This window comes from Candidatus Magnetaquiglobus sp. (assembly GCF_058402785.1).
The window spans coordinates 1-20,315 of the sequence record NZ_JBZVFG010000017.1; the positions used below are offsets into that span (position 1 = coordinate 1).

The window sequence follows — 20,315 nt, forward strand, 5'->3', positions numbered from 1 at the left end:
CGAGGGTTCGACCGGCGCGGTGACCCTGACCGGCAATCCGGATTACGAGACCCAGTCGAGCTACAGCTTCACCGTGATCGCCTCGGACGGGGTGAACGCCGGGGTGGAACAGGCGGTGACCCTGGCGATCGCCAACGCCAACGATCCGGACACGGGTGGCGCCACCATCGAGGGCATCGCCGCGACCGGCAACACCCTGACCGCCTCCAACGATCTGGCCGATCCGGATGGTCTGGGGAGCGTGAGCTATCAGTGGAAGGCCGATGGGGTGGCCATCGCCGGGGCCACCACCCACGAACTGGTTCTCAACAACAGCCATCTCGGCAAGGTGATCACGGTCACGGCGAGCGCCACGGATGGTTTGGGCAACGCGCTGAGCGCCACCAGCAGTGCCACTGCGGCTGTCACCTACACCCAACAGGCGGTGATCTCCCTGGCCTCGCTGGATGGAACCAATGGCTTCCGGCTGGTCGGTTCCTCGGGTGAATGGGCCGGCAGCGAGGTCAGCAACCTCGGGGATGTGAACGGAGATGGCATCGAGGATCTCCTGGTCGGTGCCCAAATGGCCAATCCCAGTGGCGGATACGTGGTGTTCGGTTCGGACAACGCCTGGAACGCCAGCATCGACCTCTCCGCATTGACCAGCAGTACCGGAATCCATCTGCAAGCCTTTGCCCAGGCTGAGAACGCCGGTCGTTCAGTCGGTTGGGCCGGCGACGTGAACGGCGACGGCTACGCGGACCTGGTCATCGGCGCCCCGACTTCCGCTCAAGGTGGCAACAATGCCGGTTCCGCTTATGTGGTGTTCGGCTCCTCCAATTGGAGCCATGTGAACTTCCAACTCTCCACCCTGAATGGTTCCCAGGGTTTCCGGATCGATGGCAACGCCCCAGGAGATGCCGGGGTTGGCATCCATGCCGGTGCTTCCGTGCATGGTGCGGGCGACATCAACGGTGATGGCTGGGACGACCTGATCGTGGGCGCGACCACCAGCTATGGCTACCCGGCTGGCGTGACCGGCGCGGGATATGTGGTGTTCGGCAAGGCGAGTGGTTGGAATTCGATCGTGGCGCTGGCCGAGTTGAACGGCAGCAACGGTTTTGGTTTGAAGGGCGTGAACGATGGCGCTCTTACAGGTTACTCGGTGAGTGGGGCCGGGGATATCAACGGCGATGGCATTGAGGATCTGATCATCGGCGCCCCAAATGCCAAACCGATTGGAACCTACATGACCGGCGCCAGCTATGTGGTGTTCGGCAAGACGGGCGATTGGGACGGGGGTCTGTACCTCTCGGAACTGGATGGTGGCAACGGCTTTCGCATCAGCGGCGCCGAGATCGGGGATGCGGTCGGGAGTTCGGTGAGCGGAGCCGGGGACATCAACGGCGATGGTTACGATGACCTGATCATCGGCGTCAAGGGGGACTCTGCGGACGGAACGCATGCTGGTTCGGTTTCCGTGCTGTTCGGCCACAGTCAGGGCGAAGGGTGGTCTTCGAGCATCTCGCTGGCTTCACTGGATACCAGCGTTGGGTTCCGCCTGGGTGGGGTCTCCTCCGGCGATTATACCGGCGTGAGCGTGAGTGACGCTGGCGATGTGAATGGCGATGGTCTGGCCGATCTGCTGATCGGGGCCTGGAAGGCCGATCCGAACACCCTCGATCAGTCGGGATCCGTTTACCTGGTGTTCGGACAGTCGAGCTGGGGAACCACACCGGTCACTCTGTTGCTTTCGGAGTTGAATGGTTCGAACGGCTTCCGTCTGGACGGGGTGGCCGCCAACGACAAGATCGGCGAATCGGTGAGTGCCGCCGGGGATGTCAACCACGATGGGTATGATGATCTGCTGATCGGTGCCTATACCGCAGAGGCTGGAGGAGCCAATGCCGGGGCCGCGTATCTGCTTTTCGGCGGGAATTTCAGCAATCTCTCCCTGGAGGGGCAAATCAAATATTTTGGCTCATCGACTGCCCACGAAGTCGTGATCGGTGGCGTGGGCGATGACACCCTGATTGGCTTTGGTGGCCCGGATACGTTGATCGGCGGTGCGGGGAACGACATCCTGGTCATTGGCGATGCCACCTTCCTGCGCCTGGACGGCGGCGGCAACACCGACACCCTGCGTCTGGAAACGACGACCTTCAATCTGGATCTGACCACGGCGGGCATGGCCAATCGGATTCGGGATATTGAAGTCATCGACCTCTCCACCGCCAACGACGGAGCAGGTAATCCGCGCCCGTATACGTTGAATCTGAATCCCGCGGTGGTCAGTCAGATCACCGGCGCGGGGGCGGATCTGCGCATCATGGGCGGCAGCGATGACTCCGTGCAGATCGGCGGGGGCTGGATCTCGGGTGGCACCGTGACCCTGGCCGGGGATGCCAACACCTATGTCTCGTATACGCATGGCGCCCAAACCCTGCTGATCGACCAGAGAATCGTCAATACCGCCGGTCATTTCAGCCAGGGCTATGCGCTGCAAGGCGATGTCACCCTCTCCGGCACGATGAATTACGGCCAGACCCTGACCATCACCCATACCCTGACCGATGCCGACGGGTTGGGCCGCATCGAATATCAATGGTTGCAGAGCGGTCACGCGATCACCGGCGCGACCGGGAGTTCGTTGTATCTTTCCGGTGATCTGATCGGCAGCACGATCAGCGTGCGGGTGACCTACACGGATGCCCAGGGCAGCGTGGAATCCAGAATCGGCACCATCGCCGGAACCGTGGCGTATACGCCGGTGGCTTCGCTGTCGTTGGCATCCCTGGATGGCAACAGCGGTTTTCGACTGGATGGCGACGCGGAAGGGGACTTCGCCGGCAAGTCGGTTTCCGGGGCCGGGGATGTGAACGGCGATGGGTTCGACGACCTGATCGTGGGCGCCTACATGGCGGATCCGGATGGAACCAGCAACGCCGGTGTCAGCTATGTGGTGTTTGGCAGCCGGACGGGATGGACCTTCTCGCACCCCCTTTCTTTTTTGGCCAACGGGATCAACGGATTCAGGATCGATGGCGCGGGCGCCGGGGATCAGAGCGGCGTGAGCGTCAGTCGCGCCGGGGATGTCAACGGCGATGGCATCGAGGATCTTCTGATCGGCGCCTCGTCCTCGGATGTGGGCGGAATGGACTCCGGGGCGGGCTATGTGGTGTTTGGCAAGAGCGACTGGAGTTCGACGGCCACGTTGGATCTTGCCAACCTGGATGGTGGCAACGGTTTCCGCCTGAATGGACCTTCCGCCATCGTCATGAGCGGCCATTCGGTCCACAATGCCGGGGACATCAACGGGGATGGCTGCGACGATCTGATCATCGGCGCACCCGTTCTGGGCAATACCGAGGGTGGCGCCTATGTGGTGTTCGGCAGTCAGAGCGCATGGTCCCCGAACCTCGATCTTTCCACCCTGGATGGCAGCAACGGGTTCTTGATCACCGGCGATGCGAATGGGGATTACGCCGGCTTTTCGGTGAGTGGGGCCGGCGATGTGAATGGCGATGGCCTGGCGGATCTGATCATCGGTGCCAAGAACAGCGATCCATTGAACAACAATGCCGGCTCGACCTACATCGTGTTTGGCAAGGCGACCGGGTGGAACCCGGTCATGGATCTTTCCACGTTGGTTGCCGGGCAGGGGGTGAGCCTGTTCGGCACCCAGGCCGATGAGAAGAGCGGCCTTTCGGTCAGTGCCGAGGGGGATATCAACGGCGACGGGTTCGCTGATCTGCTGATCGGCGCGCCCTATTCGGATCAGAACGGTACCGACAACGGGTCGATCTATGTCGTGTTCGGCGCGGCATCCTGGGGATCCACATTCCTGATGCTCTCCAACCTGGGGAACACCGGCGGCGGTTTCCGCATCGATGGCGTGGAGATGGCTGACAATGCGGGCTGGTCGGTGAGCAATGCCGGGGATTTCAACGGCGACGGCTACGACGACATGCTGGTTTCCAGTTGGAAGGCGGATTCAGTCAGCAACAGCGATGTCGGAGCGGTTTACCTGATCTATGGCAAGGGCAGTTGGAGTGGCATCACCGCCCTGGATCTCTCGGCTCTGGACGGAACCGATGGTTTTTGCCTGGAAGGGGTGGATGCCGACGATCGCGCCGGCATGGCGGTGCAGGTCGCCGGAGATGTCAACGGCGACGGCTTCGATGATCTGATCATCGGCGCATCCCTGGCCGAACCGGGTGTGTTCGGGAGTCCGAACTGGAACTCCGGGGCCAGTTATGTACTCTTTGGCGGCAATTTCAACAGTGCCGTTCGTCCCGATCTGACCGCCAGCGGGACCGTTCTGGTGGGTGGCGCGGGCTACGACACGCTCACCGGCGCGGCTGGTGGTTCCGCCGACGTGTTGATCGGCGGAGCGGGCAACGACACCCTCAAGATTCTGGATGGGAATATCCTGCGCATCGACGGTGGCGGCGGATTCGATACCCTGGTGTTGGGGGCGTCCGGCTACACAACGGGTGGGGATGTCGGTTATTGGACGCCTGGCAACGGCGTTTCGCTTGATCTGGGCGCAAGTTCGGTGATGGGGGCGCTCCGCGATATCGAGCGCATCGACATGGTGGGCAATAATTTCGCGCATCTGTGGGTGACCCCGTTGGGCGTGGGGCAGATCACCGGGGCGGGAACCACGCTCTACGTGACGGGTGATGTCACCAACACGGTCCACATCACCAACCACTGGGTGGATACGGGGATCCAGGTCACCGGACCGGATGGTCAACTGTACGACAAATACACGCTGGACAGCGTGACGTTGATGCTGGATCCGGATCTCAACTTCGCACCGGTCGGCCCCCTTTCGGTGACCGGAAATCCCTATCGGGGCCAGACCCTGACCGCGAGTACCGCGGGGTTGACCGATCGCGACGGCATGGGAGCGCAGAGTGATTACAGCTTCCAGTGGTATGCCGATGGGGTGGCGATCTCTGGAGCGAGCACCACCAATGCCACCAGTTCCACCCTGACCCTGGACAACGCCCTGGCGTTTGGCACGGCCATCACCGTCGAGTTCCGCTACAAGGACGGCAACAGCAACCATACCTACAAGAATTCCATCATCGGCCAGGCCAGTGGCGTGGTTCGGGGCGGTCCGGACAGCGGGGACTCGACCCTCACGATCACTGGCAACGCCCTGGTGGGCTCGGTTTTGACCGCCAATCTGGGCACGGATCCGGATGGCGGCGTGTTGAGCGGCAACGTTCCCACCTATCAGTGGAAAGCGGACGGGGTGGACATCAGCGGTGCCACCAGTTCGACCTTGACCCTCACGGTTGCCGAGGATGGCGCGGTGATCTCCGTGGAGGTCTCCTACATCGATGCCAACGGGTATGAAGAGCTTTTGACCAGCCAGACCCCGGCGGTTCAGACCCCGACCCTGGCGATGTCGTTGGGGAGTCTGACCAGCGGCGAAGGGATTCGCTTCACCAACAAGACCTTCGACGATGATGACTACGCGGGCTCCTCGGTCGCCGCGGTGGGGGACATCAACGGCGATGGCATCGCGGACGTGGCCATCGGCGTGCCGTATGCCAACTCCTCGGCCACCGATGCCGGGTATACCTACATCCTGTTCGGCAAGGCGGACGGTTTTGGGTCGAATGCCCTGGAGATGGCGTGTTCCCTGGGATCCTCGAGTGGTTTCCGTATCGCCGGCGGGTATGCGAACGATCGGTCTCCGCTGTCGATCGGACATGGGGATTTCAACGGCGATGGCATCGACGATCTGCTTATCGGCGCGCCCAACGCGTTCGCCGGCAACATGGTGAATGGCGGCAAGGCCTATGTGATCTTTGGCAAGGATACCGCGTTGGAGGGTGGTTTCGACGAGACCATCACCGTGAATACATTGAACGGCGGTAAGGGGTTTGGCATCAACGGAACCGCGGTCAACGGGTATCTCGGCAATGCGGTGGCATCCGCCGGGGATGTGAATGGCGATGGCTACGATGATCTGTTGATCGGGCATAGTTCCATGGACGTGATGCGTGGCGCGAATCTGGAAAGCGATGTGGGCGGCGCCTATGTGGTGTTTGGCCACGGCGGCACCTTCGCGGCGGAGTTCAACATCGGCGCCCTGGATGGCAGCAACGGTTTCCGCATCGAGGGGTCCGTGGCGGGCGACCAGGTGGGCTACTTGGTTGCCTCGGCGGGGGACATGAACGGCGACGGCTTTGCCGATATCGCGATCACCGCACCTTACTTCAATGGCGGGGAGGGCAGGGTCTATGTGGTTTTTGGCGCTTCGAGCGGCTTGGCCGCGTCTCTCGACCTGACCGATCTGGGAACCGGTTTCGCCGGTTTCGGTTTCAAGGGAAAAGTGGGCAGCAAGGCCGGTTGGTCGGTCTCGTCCGCCGGGGATGTCAACGGCGATGGGTACGATGATCTGCTGATCGGCGCGCCGAAGGCGGATGGCTCGGGGAGCGCGGGAAACTATCGCGGCGAGAGCTACGTGATCTTCGGCAAGGCGAGCGGCCTGACCGGCGTGATCGAGGCGGACGGGATCGATGGCTCCAACGGCTTCGCCATCTTCGGGGATCGGGACAACGACCGGACCGGTTTTTCGGTTGCCGGAGGCGGGGACATCAACGGCGACGGCTTTGCCGATCTGCTGGTCAGCGCGCCGTTCGCGGATGTCTACGATGGCAGCGCATGGGTGCCAGACCATGGTTCGACCTTCGTGATCTTCGGCAAGGACGGGGGGTTCGATGCAGCGATGGAGCTGTGTCAGCTCGATGGTATCGCGGGTTTCCGTCTGAATGGCGCGAACAGTCAGGATCGTGCCGGTTCGGCGGTCGCCAGCGCCGGGGATGTGAATCACGACGGCTACGAGGATTTCCTGATCGGTGCGCCCAATTTCTATTACAGCGGTCATGTGAACGCCGGCGCGGCTTATCTCTATTACGGCGGCAATTTCACCGGTCTGTCCGATGGGACGGCGATGGCCAATGGGAGCGCCTCGGCCAACATTCTGCATGGCGGGTTGGGCAACGATACCCTGAACGGTTGGGGTGGCACGGATGTGCTGCTCGGCGGAAATGGGAACGATCGACTCTCCGTGTCGGATGACACCTTCTTGAAGATCGACGGGGGCGGTGGCTTCGACACCCTGGAGTTGACCGGGCTGGCCAGCTTCGAGCTGGATCTGACCCAGACGGGTCTTCTCAACCGCATCTCCCACATCGAGGCCATCGATCTGATCGGATCCCTGGATGCCGACAACCTGGGCGAACTGCATGGTCATGCGCTCTGGTTGAGTCACCAGGCGATCTCCCAGCTCAGCGATCCGACCGACGGAATCGATCTGATCATCGAGGGGGACGCCTCCTGCCTGGTCCATCTGGAGTACGGTTTCACCCGTGATGCCGGTTTGAGCGCGGGCGATGCCACGTACGACGTGTATACCGACGGCGCCCTGGCATTGAAGATCGGCAAGACGGTGCAGGTACACACCTGGGTGCAACTGGGCAATCTGGATGGGTCGAACGGTTACCGGTTGAACGGATTGGCCGCCGGCGATGATGTCGGAACCGCGGTCGGCATGGGGGGGGATTTCAACGGCGACGGGTTTGGTGATCTGGTGATCGGCGCGCCGAACGTGCGGTATGCGGGCCAGAGTCAGACCTATGGCACCGGCGGCGCCTATGTGGTGTTCGGATCGAGTCTGCCCTTGTCTTCGGCGCCGGATCTGAGCACGCTGACCAACGCGCCGACCGGCTTTCTGTTTACGGGGCCGTTGAACGAAAGCCAATGGGTGGGCAGCTCGGTCTCGTTGAGCGGGGACATCAACGGCGACGGTTTCGCGGATCTGGTGGTGGGCGCGCCGAGGGTCGCGAATGTCACGACCGATGGCAACAATCAGCCGGTTACTTACGAATACGCGGGCGCGGTGTATGTGGTTTTCGGCAACGCCAATGTCAGCTGGACCACCCCGACGGATCTGACCGGGAATGACAACATGGGTTTTGCCATCTTTGGCCAGGCGAGCAACGATGCCTTTGGGTATTCGCTCGGATTTGCCGGGGATGTGAACGGGGATGGTTGGGACGATCTGGTGGTGGGCGCGCGGGGGGCACAGAGCGATTCGGGCGCGGCCTATGTGATCTTCGGCCATGGCGGTGTCTGGGCCACGGAGTTGGATCTGGATACCCTGAATGGCGCCAATGGCTTCCGTTTGAATGGCGCCGCGCTGGACCGGGCGGGCATCGCGGTGTCGTCCGCCGGGGACGTGAACGGGGATGGCCTGGCCGATCTGCTGGTGGGCGCGCCGTCGAACATCGTGGACGCTCCGGGCCGGACCTATGTGGTGTTGGGGCAGAGCGGCGGATGGAGCGCGCAACTGGATCTGAACAATCTGGGAAGCCAGGGTTTCGCCCTTGCCGGTTTCGGCGGCGAGGTGAATACCGGCTGGTCGGTGTCGTCCGCCGGGGATGTGAATGGCGATGGTCTGGATGACCTGATCGTTGCCGCGCCGTGGGGCGACAATGCCGACGGCGTGGCATCCGGCAGCGCCTATGTGGTGTTCGGGGCCACCAACCTGACCGCCATGGATCTCTCCACCCTGAACGGCACCAAGGGGTTCCGGATCGATGGGCAAATGAACGGGGATCTGGCCGGATTCTCGGTGTCCGGAGCCGGGGATGTGAATGGCGATGGACTGGCCGATCTGGTGATCGGCGCGAGCGGTTCGGATCATGCGGGCAGCGATGCCGGACGGGGGTATCTGCTTTACGGCAAGACCACCTGGAGCGATGTCGTCTCTTTGGATCGCATCGGTATCGCCGACGGACTCACCTTCGAGGGGGCCAAGGCCAACGATGGGGCCGGTTTCTGGGTGAGCGGCGGCGGGGATCTCAACAACGACGGCTTCGACGATCTGCTGATCGGATCGCCGGCGGTGACCAACAGCAACGCCCCTGGCGCGGTGGACGTGTTTTTTGGGGGGAACCTCAACGGTGCGACCGTCACCACGGTGGATGCCACCGGAGACAGGCTGATCGGTTCCTCGGGCGCGGACAACCTGCGTGGCAACGGCGGCACGGATGTGCTGCTCGCGGGTGCCGGGGACGATTATCTCTACGTGCCGGATATCGGCTTCCTGCGCGTGGATGGTGGAAGCGGCTACGACATCCTGAAAATCGAGGCGGATCCGTACTATCCCAGTCACGGCGTGGTGCTGGATTTCACCGAACCGGGCATGGCCGGTCGCATCCGGGGGATCGAGGAGATCGACATGTCCAACGGTCGGGTGGATACCCTGATCCTTGGCGGGCCGGAGTCGATCCTGTCGTTGCCAACCGGGGCGGGTTCCTCCAGCGGCATGTACGAATTCACGTTTCGTTCCGACGAGGCGGATCATCTGATCCTCAAAGGAACCTGGATCAGCGAACTCGGGCCGGGTGGTGATACCATGCTTTATCACGACGCGGCGAATCATATCCAGCTTACCACCGGTCCGTACATCTCGGTCACCATCCTGCCGAACGATGTCGCGGCCCTGAACGGGGGCAACGGCTTTGCGCTCGCCTGGGACAACGACGGTTTGCCTTACACCGGCTATTCGGTCTCCTCGGCTGGGGATTTCAACGGCGATGGCATCGCGGATCTGCTCGTGGGCGCGCCGCATCTGGCGGATCAACAGTATGGTGGAGCCTATGTGGTTTTTGGCGCCGGCCATGCCGTCCAGTCGGATCTCGTGTCGCTGGCGTTCGGTCTGTCCAATGGCGAGGGGTATCAATTGAGGGGGGCGAGCCCACATCAGCGCGCCGGCTATTCGGTCAGCGGCATCGGTGACATCAACGGCGACGGCGTGGACGACATCGTGATCGGCACCAACAACGATGGTGCGGGATACACCGGGCCGGGCACCTGCTATGTGGTGTTCGGTTCCACCAGCCTGGCGGGAACGTCGCTGAATCTGTCCGAACTGAATGGCACGAACGGTTTTCAGCTTTCCGGCCTGTACGACGGGGATCAGTTCGGGATTTCGGCCAAGGGCGCCGGTGATATCAACGGCGATGGCTGGGACGACATGATCGTGGGTGCCGTGCGCTACGACAGTCCGGATGGCGCGGGTGGTTTTTTGACCAGTGCCGGGGCGGCGTATGTGGTGTATGGACATGGCGGCAACTTCTGGAGCGATCACCCCTCCGCGACGGTTGGCGATCTGATCAGCGACAGCAACGGACCCGCGGCATTCCTGATCCGGGGTGTCGAGGGGCACGATCATGCCGGCATTTCGGTCGCCTCTGCCGGGGATATCAACGGCGACGGCCATGCCGATCTGATCATCGGCGCCGATCGGGTGGACAGCGTGCCGGGCAACAACCCGGACGACCGGTATGGCGCGGCCTATGTGGTGTACGGCAAGGCGGGGGGGTTCGGCACCGTGCTCGACCTCTCCACCCTGGACGGCACCAGCGGCTTCAAGCTGACCGGCACGGCGGCGTATGACTTTGCCGGGTGGAGCGTCTCCTCGGCGGGGGATGTGAACGGCGATGGTCTGGACGACATGCTGGTGGGCGCCTTCCGGGCCAACTCCAATGGCCAGTATGTCTCCGGTGCCGCGTTCGTGATCTTTGGCAAGACGGGCGTTTTTGCCAACGAGGTGAATCTTTCCGATCTGGATGGCGCCACCGGTTTTCGGCTTTCGGGATTGAACGTCGGGGATTATCTGGGCACTTCGGTCGCCTCGGCGGGAGATTTCAACGGCGATGGCTTCGACGACATCGTTGTCGGCGTGCCAGGCGCCCCGCCGGCTTTTCCTGGCGGCTATTCCCGACCTGGGAGCGCCTATGTGATCTACGGCAAGGGGAGCGGATTCGCCGCCACGGTGGATCTGGCCAATCTTGGTGGTCAGGACGGCTTCCGGGTGGATGGCCTGCCGGACGGAACCCAGGCGCTTGGTATGTCGGTGGCGGGCGCGGGCGATCTGAACCTGGATGGTTACGACGACGTGATCATCGGCGCGCCGGGTTCCCCGTCCGTCGGTGCGGGGGCCAACGAGCTGTCGTATGTGCTCTACGGCGGCAATTTCAATGGCGCCTCGCCAGCCGCCTGGACCATGGGCTTCAAGGTGCTGGGCGAGAACGCCTATGACCAAGCCGGCTTTTCGGTGAGCATGGCCGGGGATGTCAACGGCGACGGATTCGAAGACGTGATCATCGGCGCCCTGGCCAATCCCGCCACCCAGAATGGTCAGGGGGGCGCGGAACCGGGTCCGGGCGCGGCCTATGTGGTGTTCGGGAGCGCCTCGAACCAACCCTTCACCCTGGAGTTCTCCACCCTGGATGGCACCAACGGCTTCAAGCTGGCGGGTGTTGCCGACTTCGACAACACCGGCGCATCGGTCTCCGGCGTCGGGGATGTGAACGGAGATGGCTACGACGACCTGCTTATCGGCGCCTGGAACGCCAACAACGACGCCAATGCGACCACGGGGGTCAGCTATCTGTTTTTTGGCCGCGCGAACACGCTGTTTGCCGCGTCCAACGGCGCTTTCAACCTTGCCCAGTTGTGGGCCAACGGCGACGGCGTGCGCCTGGACGGGGTGTGGAACCAGGATCACACCGGTCGCGCGGTGAGCGGAGCCGGGGATCTCAACGGCGATGGCTTCGACGATTTCATCATCGGCGCCGCTCGTTATCCAACCGGCGATTCCGCTGGCGCGGCTTATGTGGTGTTCGGTCAGGCGGATTGGAGCCCCACCGGTCCGGTGAGTCTCTCCGGCAGCGGGAATGTCGATCATCCGCCCACGATCTGCGCGATCACGGGTGGCAACGGTTTCCTGGCCGGTTATTCGGTGAGCGCGGCTGGGGATGTGAATGGCGACGGCTATGCGGATCTGCTCATCGGGGCCATCGGGGCCGGAGGCAACTACAAGGGTTCGGCCTATGTGGTATACGGAAAGCCCGCCGGGTTGGGAACCACGTTCGACCTGACCGCCATGACCAGCAGCGACGGCATCAAGCTGTCGGGAATCGCCGATGGTGAGCAGGCCGGGTTTTCGGTCGCTTTCGCCGGGGATATCAACGGCGATGGGGTGGCGGATTTGTTGATCGGCGCCAAGGAAGCGGATACGGTGGACAACAATTCCGGATCCTTGTATGTGGTTTTCGGCGTGCGCGGAGGCGGGGCGGGTGAGATCGATCTCGCCAGTCTGAATGGCCGGAACGGTTTTCGCGTGGACGGGCAATCCTACCACGATTATCTGGGCAGCAGCATCGCCTCGGCTGGGGATTTCAACGGCGATGGCTTTGACGATCTGGTGGTGGGGCTCTCCTCGCAGGGTGAGGTTTATATCCTGTATGGCAAGGAGTCCGGCTTTGCATCGGTGTTGACTCTGGCCGACATCCAGGGTGCCAACGGTGTGCGCATCGATGGTCCGACCGGGTATGAGGGGTTCGGTGTTTCGGTGTCCGGCGCCGGGGATGTCAATGGCGATGGTTTTTCGGACATCATCGTGGGCGCCAATTATGCGGGCTCGAATTATAACGGCGCCAGTTACGTGATTTACGGCGGCAACGACAAGACCTCCCTGGCGGTCAATCGCCTCGTGACCGGTACTTCCGGGGCCGACATCCTGCATGGCTATCTGGGGGATGACACCCTTGTCGGGGGTGGTGGCAACGATGTGCTGATCGGCGGGGCCGGGAACGATCTTCTCGCGATTGGGGATGCCACCTTCTTCGCGGTGGATGGCGGCGGCGGGATCGACACCTTGCGTTTGGATGGCGCCGGCATGACGGTGAACATGACCACCTTTGGCACGGCCAGCAGCATCCACGACATCGAGATCATCGACATGTCCGGAGCCGGCGATCAAACCCTCCATCTGAACGCCAGGCTGGTGAAAGAGATTCTTGGGACCGGGAATGTCTTGAAAATTCACGGCACCGGAACGGATACGGTCCATCTGGGCAGTGACGTGACCTGGGTCGCCAATCCCAGTTCCCAGAATGTGGATGGACATACCTATGATGTTTATAATACCGGCACCCATGGCGTGTGGGTGTGGGTGGATCACGCCATGCAGAGTACCACCTATCTGGATCCTCTGGTGTTCGATCTGGATGGGGACGGGGTGGAGTTGCGCGATGCGGCGGTCTGGTTCGACATGGGCGGGCATGGAAACTTGCAGAAAACCGGCTGGGTGGCAGCCGATGACGGCTTGTTGGCCATGGATCGCAACCACGACGGAGTGATCAACGACGCCACGGAGCTGTTCTCCGAGCGGATGTTCGACGCTGCCCCCTCCGGCATGGCTGCCCTGGCCCGGTTTGACGACAATCTGGACCACCTGTTGGATGCCCATGATGCGGCCTGGAACGATTTGTTGGTGTGGCGCGATGCCAACCAGGATGGTTTCTCGCAGGCCGACGAGCTGGGCAGTCTGGCGCAACACGGCATCGCCTCGATCGCCCTTTCGACCACGGCCAACGGCCAGTGGCAGGGTGGAAACCAGATTCTGACCGACGCTTCCTTCACCCGTTCCGATGGTGGCGTGGGTGGGATCTCGGAGGTGAATTTCGCGGTCCATCCCACGGATACGATCGCGTTGCACGACGCGGTTGCCGCGTTGCTTCCGGAGAACGTTCCGGCGACCCTTTTGCCCGAGATCGCCAGAGGGGGGTATTTCGATATTCTGGAGGATGCCACGCCGGTGGTGGCGTCCACGGACCATGATCTCGACCTGGCGATTCAGGCGATGATCACCGCCGTGCCGGATGGTCCGCAAGCGGTGACGCCAGAGGTCGCGCCGACGGATCACGCCAGCGCGGTGGTGGTCCAGAGTCAACCGTTGCTGGTGGAGGATCCGTTCCATCCGCATGCGGTGGCGCACGCGTAAGGGGGGCAGGGGATGCATGCGCGGACGTTGATGTCATGAAGGAGCTTATGCGTTTTTTGTGGCTGCGACCGGTGCTGGCCATCGAGCTTTTGGCCGCTTCGCTGTTGATCAACCTGCTGGGGTTGGCTTCGTCGCTCTATGTGATCCAGGTGCTCAACCGTTATGTGGCCAGTGGGGTGGATGCCACCCTGATCACCCTGACCGTGGGCGTGGTGCTGGCGATTTTGATGGAGGGGGGATTGCGGCGTTTGCGTCGCGATCTGGCCAACCGGGTCACCAATCCGCCCATGGGTCGGGTGGCCGCCGGTTTTTTCAACAACCTGATCGGTGTGCGGCTTGCTGAACTGATGAGATTGCCCCCCGCCGGTCAACGCGAGTTGTTGGGACATCTGGCCACGGTGCAAAAGAGCTACACCCCGGCCACCATCGTGGCGCTGTTGGACATGCCGTATGCGTTGTTGTTCATCGCCGCGCTGTTGCTGATCCATCCGTGGATCGCCGCGATCGCGGCGTCTTTTCTGCTTGTCGTCTATCTCCTGACGCTTGTTTCCCAGCATCGTCTCAACAAACCGACCCAGGAGGTCACCCAACTGTCGGCCCGGCATGCGGCGTTCTCCGCCGCCACCCTGTCCGCCGCCGAAACGGTGCGCATTTTCAACGCCGGCGCTTTGTTGCGCAAAAGCTGGTGGGAGCAGACCGTCAAGCTGCATCTGGAGCAAACCCGCCTCATCGACCGGCAGGAGGGGTTGCAATCGGTCACCCAGGGGATTGGGGCCCTGATGGGGGTGGCGGTGATCGGGGTGGGGGCCAAGCTGGCGATTCTGGGCCAGATGGATACCGGTCTGATCATCGGCGCCAACATTCTGGCCGGTCGTGCCATCGCCCCGCTGCTGCGCAACGCACAATTGGCCCCGCAGTTGGCCAAGGCGCGTCAGGGGTTGGAGATGCTCGCCCAGTTCGGCAAGCTCCCGTTGGAGAAAGGGGAGGGGGTGATGCCACAAACCTTTTCCGGCCATGTCGCGTTGCAGAGTGTCGGCTTTGCCTGGCCGGGCAGCAAGGGGGTGTTGTTCGAGGCGCTTTCGTTGGCGATCGAGCCGGGAAAGCTGGTGGCCGTGGTCGGGGACAACGGCAGCGGCAAGACCACGTTGTTGCGTTTGTTGGCCGGGGTTTTGGAGCCCAATCGTGGCAAGATCCTGGTGGATGGGATGAATCTGGCGCAACTGCAACCCGACTGGTGGCATGCGTGTTTGACCTGTTTGCCTCAGGAGCCGTTGTTTCTGGAGGCAAGTCTGCGGGAGAATCTGCTCACCGTGCGGCCTGATCTGGATGACAACCATCTGCAAGGTCTGGTCGATCGGGTGGGGTTGCGGCGTTTTTTGAACGAAAGTGATCAGGGATTGGAGCGTCCGTTGACCGAAGCCGGGCAGAAACTCGCGCCCGGCATCCGGCGGCGCATTGCCCTGGCGCGTGCCATGGCGGTGGATGGGTGGTTGGTGTTGCTCGACGAGCCGTTGGAGGGGATGGACGGCGAGGGGCGCAAGTTGATGCTTGAGTTGATCAAGGGTTGGATTGCCGAGGGGCGGGCGGTGGTGATGGCCTCCCACGATTTCAATGCCGCCCAGGTGGCGGATGTGGTGGTGGATCTCAACGTCAAGCCGACGCCGATGGTGCGCAAGGCCGAGGTGCGTCCGGCACGGATCGGGGGGCCGGCATGAGCGCCGTCGAGAATCCGGTTCCGCCCTTCGGGGAGCTGGATCCCGATTCGGCGCGGGCCTCGCGGCGGTTTTTGTGGGCGGTTTTCGTGGTGATCGTGATTTTGTTGGCCTGGGGTCATCATGGCACGTTGGACATCATCAGCATCACCCAGGGAGAGGTGGTTCCTTCGTCGCTGGTCAAGAAGGTGCAGCATCTGGAAGGGGGGATCGTGCGTGAGATCCTGGTGCGCGAGGGGCAGGTGGTGCAGCGCGATCAACCCTTGCTGGAGTTGGAATCGACCGCCTCGGGGGCGGATGTGGGTGAGTTGAAGGCGCGGGTTACCGCGTTGCAGGTGGAGATCATCCGACTGGAGGCCGAGGCGGCGGGGAAGGAGGAGTTGCAGTTCACGTCCGAGCAGACCCGTGAGTTTGGCGAGCAGCGGGTGCGGCAGGTCAAGGATCAGTTCCAGTCGAGGCGGGTGAACCTCAAGAACGCCATCACCGGACAGTCCGAGACCGTGGTTCAGCGTCAGCACGACATCCAGGAGATTCAGGCGCGGTTGCGCAACGCCCAGAAGCGTTCCGGACTTTTGAAGGAGCAGGTGGATATCAGCGAGAAGCTGTTGAAAAACGACATTTCCAGCCGATATGGTCATTTGGATTTGTTGAAGGAGTTGAGTGCGGTGCAGAGTCGCATCGAGGAGGACACTTCGGCGGTGGCGCGGGCCGAGGCGATGTTGAAGGAGGCCAATGCCCAATTGAAGTTGGTGCGCAGTCGTTATGACGAGGAGGTGAGCAAGCAGCTTGAGACCGCGCGGCGTGATTTGATCGAGCATCAGGCTCGTTTGGGCAAGTTCGAGGATAGTTTTCGGCGTACTCAGGTCAAATCCCCGGTGCAGGGGGTGGTCAAGAGTTTGAATGTGGCCACGTTGGGTGGGGTGATTCGGGCTGGTGAGACGATTCTGGAGATTGTGCCTGAGGGAGATGAGTTGGTGATCGAGGCCAAGTTGCCGATTCACGATATCGGGTATGTTTCGGTTGGGCAGCAGGCCAAGGTTCGGTTGATCTCCTCGGATGCCGCCCGATTTGGCGAGTTGAACGGGCAGGTGGTGAATGTGAGTCCGGACACATTCGTGATCAAGGAGGGCAATCCTTTTTACAAGGTGCGGGTGAAGACCGAGCGTGCTTCGTTTGTCAGTCGGGGGCAGAGTTATCGGTTGGTGCCGGGGATGATTTTGCAGGTATCGATTTTGACGGGTCATCGTTCGATATTGGAGTATTTGTTTTCACCTCTTTTCAATGCCATGCATGCTGCGTTGGGGGAGCGGTAGAGAAGGGCAAGGTATAAAATTGCTGCGGGCCGGGGGCCGAAGGTCCCCGGCTTAAGTGCGGAGGCAGAGCCTCCGAGGTGTTGCTTTTGATCTTGATCTTGGTTTTGATCTTGATTTTGACTTTGGCGCGCTCTACAAAAAAGCGTTTTTGCGTCTTTTGCGAAAAAACGCTGCGTGCAGCCTTGGCTGCGGGAACGTTTCGCGTTTTCTGGGAAACGTTCCCGCGAACATGGCCAACAACAGGCCGCTGGAGGCGGCTATCGGACGGTGAGCAATCCGCCGCGCTTCGTTGCCCCAAACCGGCAACGAAGCGCGGCACATGAGACCCGCGCGCTTGCGAGATTTTTCGCAAAAATCGCTTATCGTGAAAAGCGCGCGAAAGTCAACATCAAAGTCCCAGGGCGTTGCCCTGGGACCCCGACAGTTTGTTCAACTTGGGATCCCATCATGGAAGAACCTAACCCATCCACCACCCCGGAACCGATCCTGCGCATCGATGGCTCACGCCTGTTCACCCGCTGGCTGGAACAGGAACGGGTCAGCCTGATCTTTACCACCTATCAGGCGAGCAAGATTTTTTTCATTGGTTTGAAACCCGATGGCTCGATGTCGGTATTCGAACGTACCTTCGACCGCTGCATGGGGGTGGCCCAACGGGGACGAACCCTGTGGCTCGCCTCGCGGTTTCAACTCTGGCGCTTCACGGATATCCTCGAAACGGGCCAGACCCACGACGGACACGACGCCCTCTACGTGCCCATGACCGGCCATACCACCGGGGATGTGGATATCCACGACATCGCCATTCTGCCGGATGGACGGGCGGTTTTCGTGGTGACCCTGTTCAACTGCGTGGCCACCACCGGCGAGAACGACAGCTTCGTGCCGATCTGGAAACCACCGTTCATTTCCCGACTGGTGGCCGAAGACCGCTGCCACATCAACGGCCTGGCCCTCGATCAGGGACGCCCGCGCTACGTCACCATGGTCAGTCGTACCGACGTGGTGGAAGGGTGGCGCGAACACCGCGTCGGCGGCGGGGTGGTGATGGATATGTGGAACGACGAGGTGATCTGTACCGGACTCTCCATGCCCCATTCTCCCCGCGTCCATCAGGGCAAGGTGTGGCTGCTGAACGCTGGAAGCGGCGAGTTGGGCTTCGTGGACACCAAAAGCGAACGCTTCGAACCGGTGGCGTTCTGCCCCGGCTTTCTGCGCGGACTCTCCCTGGTCGGCAACTACGCGGTGGTGGGCATGTCCAAGGCACGCGAAAACCGTTCTTTCAGCGATCTGCCGTTCCATGCCCGCCTGGAACGAGAAGAAGTCGCACCCCGTTGCGGCATCCAGATCGTGGATCTCAAGAGCGGTGCCGCCACCCATACCCTGACCGTCGAAGGGGTGGTGGACGAACTTTATGATGTGGTGGCGGTCTCCAACCAGACGCGCCCCATGGCCCTGGGGTTCCGCAGCCGCGAGATCCACCACATTCTCAAGGTGGCGGACCTGAACCCCGATCTCATGCGCGCCTGAAACCGCGCATGGCCGCGACGCTCTTGCAAGTCGCCCTGTTCCACCATCGGGCCGGGCGGCTGGAACAGGCGGTGGATGCCTACCAACGGCTGCTCGCCGAAAATCCGCACGATGCCAGGGTGCTCGCCAACCTGGCCATCGCCCTGAATCAACTCCGTCGCCACGCCGAGGCTGAAACCATCTGCCGACGCGCCATCCGTCTCGCACCCCATCACGCCGAGGCATGGAACCATCTCGGCATCATTCTTTCGGACCGGCGCGATTTTTCCGCCTCGGTGGAGGCCTACCGGCGCTGCGTGGAGATCGATCCCACCCACCATCTGGCCTGGACCAACCTCGGCATCGCCCTGGTGCGTCTGGGGGTGGTCCACGAGGCGATCCATGCCCTTCGTCGCGCGCTCGAGGCCAACCCCGAGCATACCCAGGCGTTGATGCACCTGATCCATCAGAAACAACAGGCGTGCGACTGGTCGGAACTCGATCCGCTGATCATGCGGCTGGTCGAACAGATGCGCCGCGATCAGGCCGAGATCAATCCCTTTTCGTTTCTCTTCTTCTGTCGGGACCCGGGGGAGATGCGACGCTGCGCGGACCGTTTCGCCGCTCGCGTCGTCGAACAGACCCGCGCCATGCCGCCGGTGCGCCGTACAATGCGGGTCGAGGCTGGGGAGCGGCGCATTCGGGTGGGGTATCTCTCCGGGGATTTTCACCAGCACGCCACCGCGGTGCTGGCCCGTGAACTCTTCGCCTCCCACGACCGGACCCGGTTCCGGATCTTCGGCTATTCGTATGGTCCGGACGATGGTTCGGTGGTCCGGCGCGACCTGATGAACAACATCGAAACCTTCCGCGACGGCGCCACCCTCGATGACGCCACCCTCGCCCAACGGATCGCGGACGACCGGATCGACATCCTGGTGGATCTCAAGGGCTATACCCGCGATGCCCGTCCCTGCGTCATGGCGTTGCGTCCGGCCCCGCTCCAGGTGGCCTATCTCGGCTATCCGGGCACCATGGGCGGGGATTTCATCGATTACGTGGTGGCAGACCAGGTGGTTCTGCCCGAACACCACCGCCCGTTCTTCGCCGAACAACCGATCTGGCTGGCCGGAAGCTATCAGGTCAACGACAGTCAGCGCCGCATCGATGCAACGATTGACACACGCCGCGCCCACGGTCTGCCGGAAGAAGGGGTGGTCTTCTGCTGCTTCAACCAGACGGTCAAGATCACCCCGGACTTTTTCGGGCTCTGGCTGGAACTGCTGCGCACCGTACCGGGGAGCTGTCTGTGGCTTTTGGCCTTCAATGCCGAGGCGCAACGCCATGTGCGCGGCATGGTCGCCCGCATCGGCATGGATCCGGGCCGGTTGATCTTCGCACCCCCGCTGCCCCATGCCCAACATCTGGCCCGTTACCGCCTGGCCGACCTGTTCCTGGATACCTTGCCCTGCAACGCCCACACCACCGCCAGCGATGCCCTGTGGGCCGGCTGCCCGGTGGTCACCCTGCGCGGCACCACCTTTGCCGGTCGGGTCGGGGCCAGTCTGCTCACCGCCTTGGGGTTTCCGGAGTGGATCGCCGCCGATCTGCGTCAGTACGGGCGGATCGCCCTGGAGCTGGCCCTGGATCGGGAGATGCGGGAGCAGGCGCGCGCCCGCTTGCGTCACGCGGTATCCGGGGCCGAACTTTTTTCGGGCGCGGCCTTCGCCCGCAAGCTGGAGAGCGCTTTCCTGGCCATCCAGGCCCGCCACGCCGCCGGCTTGACGCCCGCGCCGCTGCGTGTCGGTCCGAACGGTGAGGTGGCTTTTGACGCCCGGTGACGAATGAACGGCACAAGGATGGACACGTCCGGTCCAAGCCTGTTTCATTCGTTTGATTTTTCCTGATAATTCTCGCGCG

At 62.3% G+C, this 20,315-nt stretch carries 5 protein-coding genes; all 5 read left to right on the top strand.

Going from position 1 to position 20,315, the window contains the following annotated elements; translation table 11 throughout:
• Positions 1-19: 19 nt before the first annotated feature.
• The 5 genes from ACV4UY_RS07735 to ACV4UY_RS07755 all read left to right on the top strand — a co-directional run bounded on the left by ACV4UY_RS07735 (position 20) and on the right by ACV4UY_RS07755 (position 20,236).
• Positions 20-13,861 carry a beta strand repeat-containing protein gene (locus tag ACV4UY_RS07735; protein WP_491607026.1) on the top strand — a complete coding sequence of 4,614 codons (13,842 nt, stop codon included), beginning with the start codon at positions 20-22 and terminating at the stop codon, positions 13,859-13,861.
• 35 nt (positions 13,862-13,896) lie between these two features.
• Positions 13,897-15,576: an ATP-binding cassette domain-containing protein gene (locus ACV4UY_RS07740; RefSeq protein WP_491607027.1), complete on the top strand. Its 1,680-nt coding sequence runs from the start codon at positions 13,897-13,899 to the stop codon at positions 15,574-15,576.
• Entirely contained in the window at positions 15,573-16,886 is a 1,314-nt protein-coding gene (locus ACV4UY_RS07745) for an HlyD family type I secretion periplasmic adaptor subunit (RefSeq protein ID WP_491607028.1), read from the top strand. The genes ACV4UY_RS07740 and ACV4UY_RS07745 overlap by 4 nt, the downstream gene beginning before the upstream one ends.
• 447 nt (positions 16,887-17,333) lie before the next feature.
• The gene (locus ACV4UY_RS07750) at positions 17,334-18,416 is read left to right on the top strand and encodes a TIGR03032 family protein (protein WP_491607029.1); all 1,083 of its coding nucleotides are present in this window, start codon (positions 17,334-17,336) and stop codon (positions 18,414-18,416) included.
• Between the two features lie 8 nt (positions 18,417-18,424).
• The gene (locus tag ACV4UY_RS07755) at positions 18,425-20,236 is read left to right on the top strand and encodes an O-linked N-acetylglucosamine transferase, SPINDLY family protein (RefSeq protein ID WP_491607030.1); all 1,812 of its coding nucleotides are present in this window, start codon (positions 18,425-18,427) and stop codon (positions 20,234-20,236) included.
• Positions 20,237-20,315 lie beyond the last annotated feature (79 nt).

Bases quoted from the DNA above. Each gene is read 5' to 3' on its own strand.
- ACV4UY_RS07745 (WP_491607028.1), top strand. From the start codon at position 15,573: ATGAGCGCCGTCGAGAATCCGGTTCCGCCCTTCGGGGAGCTGGATCCC.
- ACV4UY_RS07755 (WP_491607030.1), top strand. From the start codon at position 18,425: ATGGCCGCGACGCTCTTGCAAGTCGCCCTGTTCCACCATCGGGCCGGG.
- ACV4UY_RS07740 (WP_491607027.1), top strand. From the start codon at position 13,897: ATGAAGGAGCTTATGCGTTTTTTGTGGCTGCGACCGGTGCTGGCCATC.
- ACV4UY_RS07750 (WP_491607029.1), top strand. From the start codon at position 17,334: ATGGAAGAACCTAACCCATCCACCACCCCGGAACCGATCCTGCGCATC.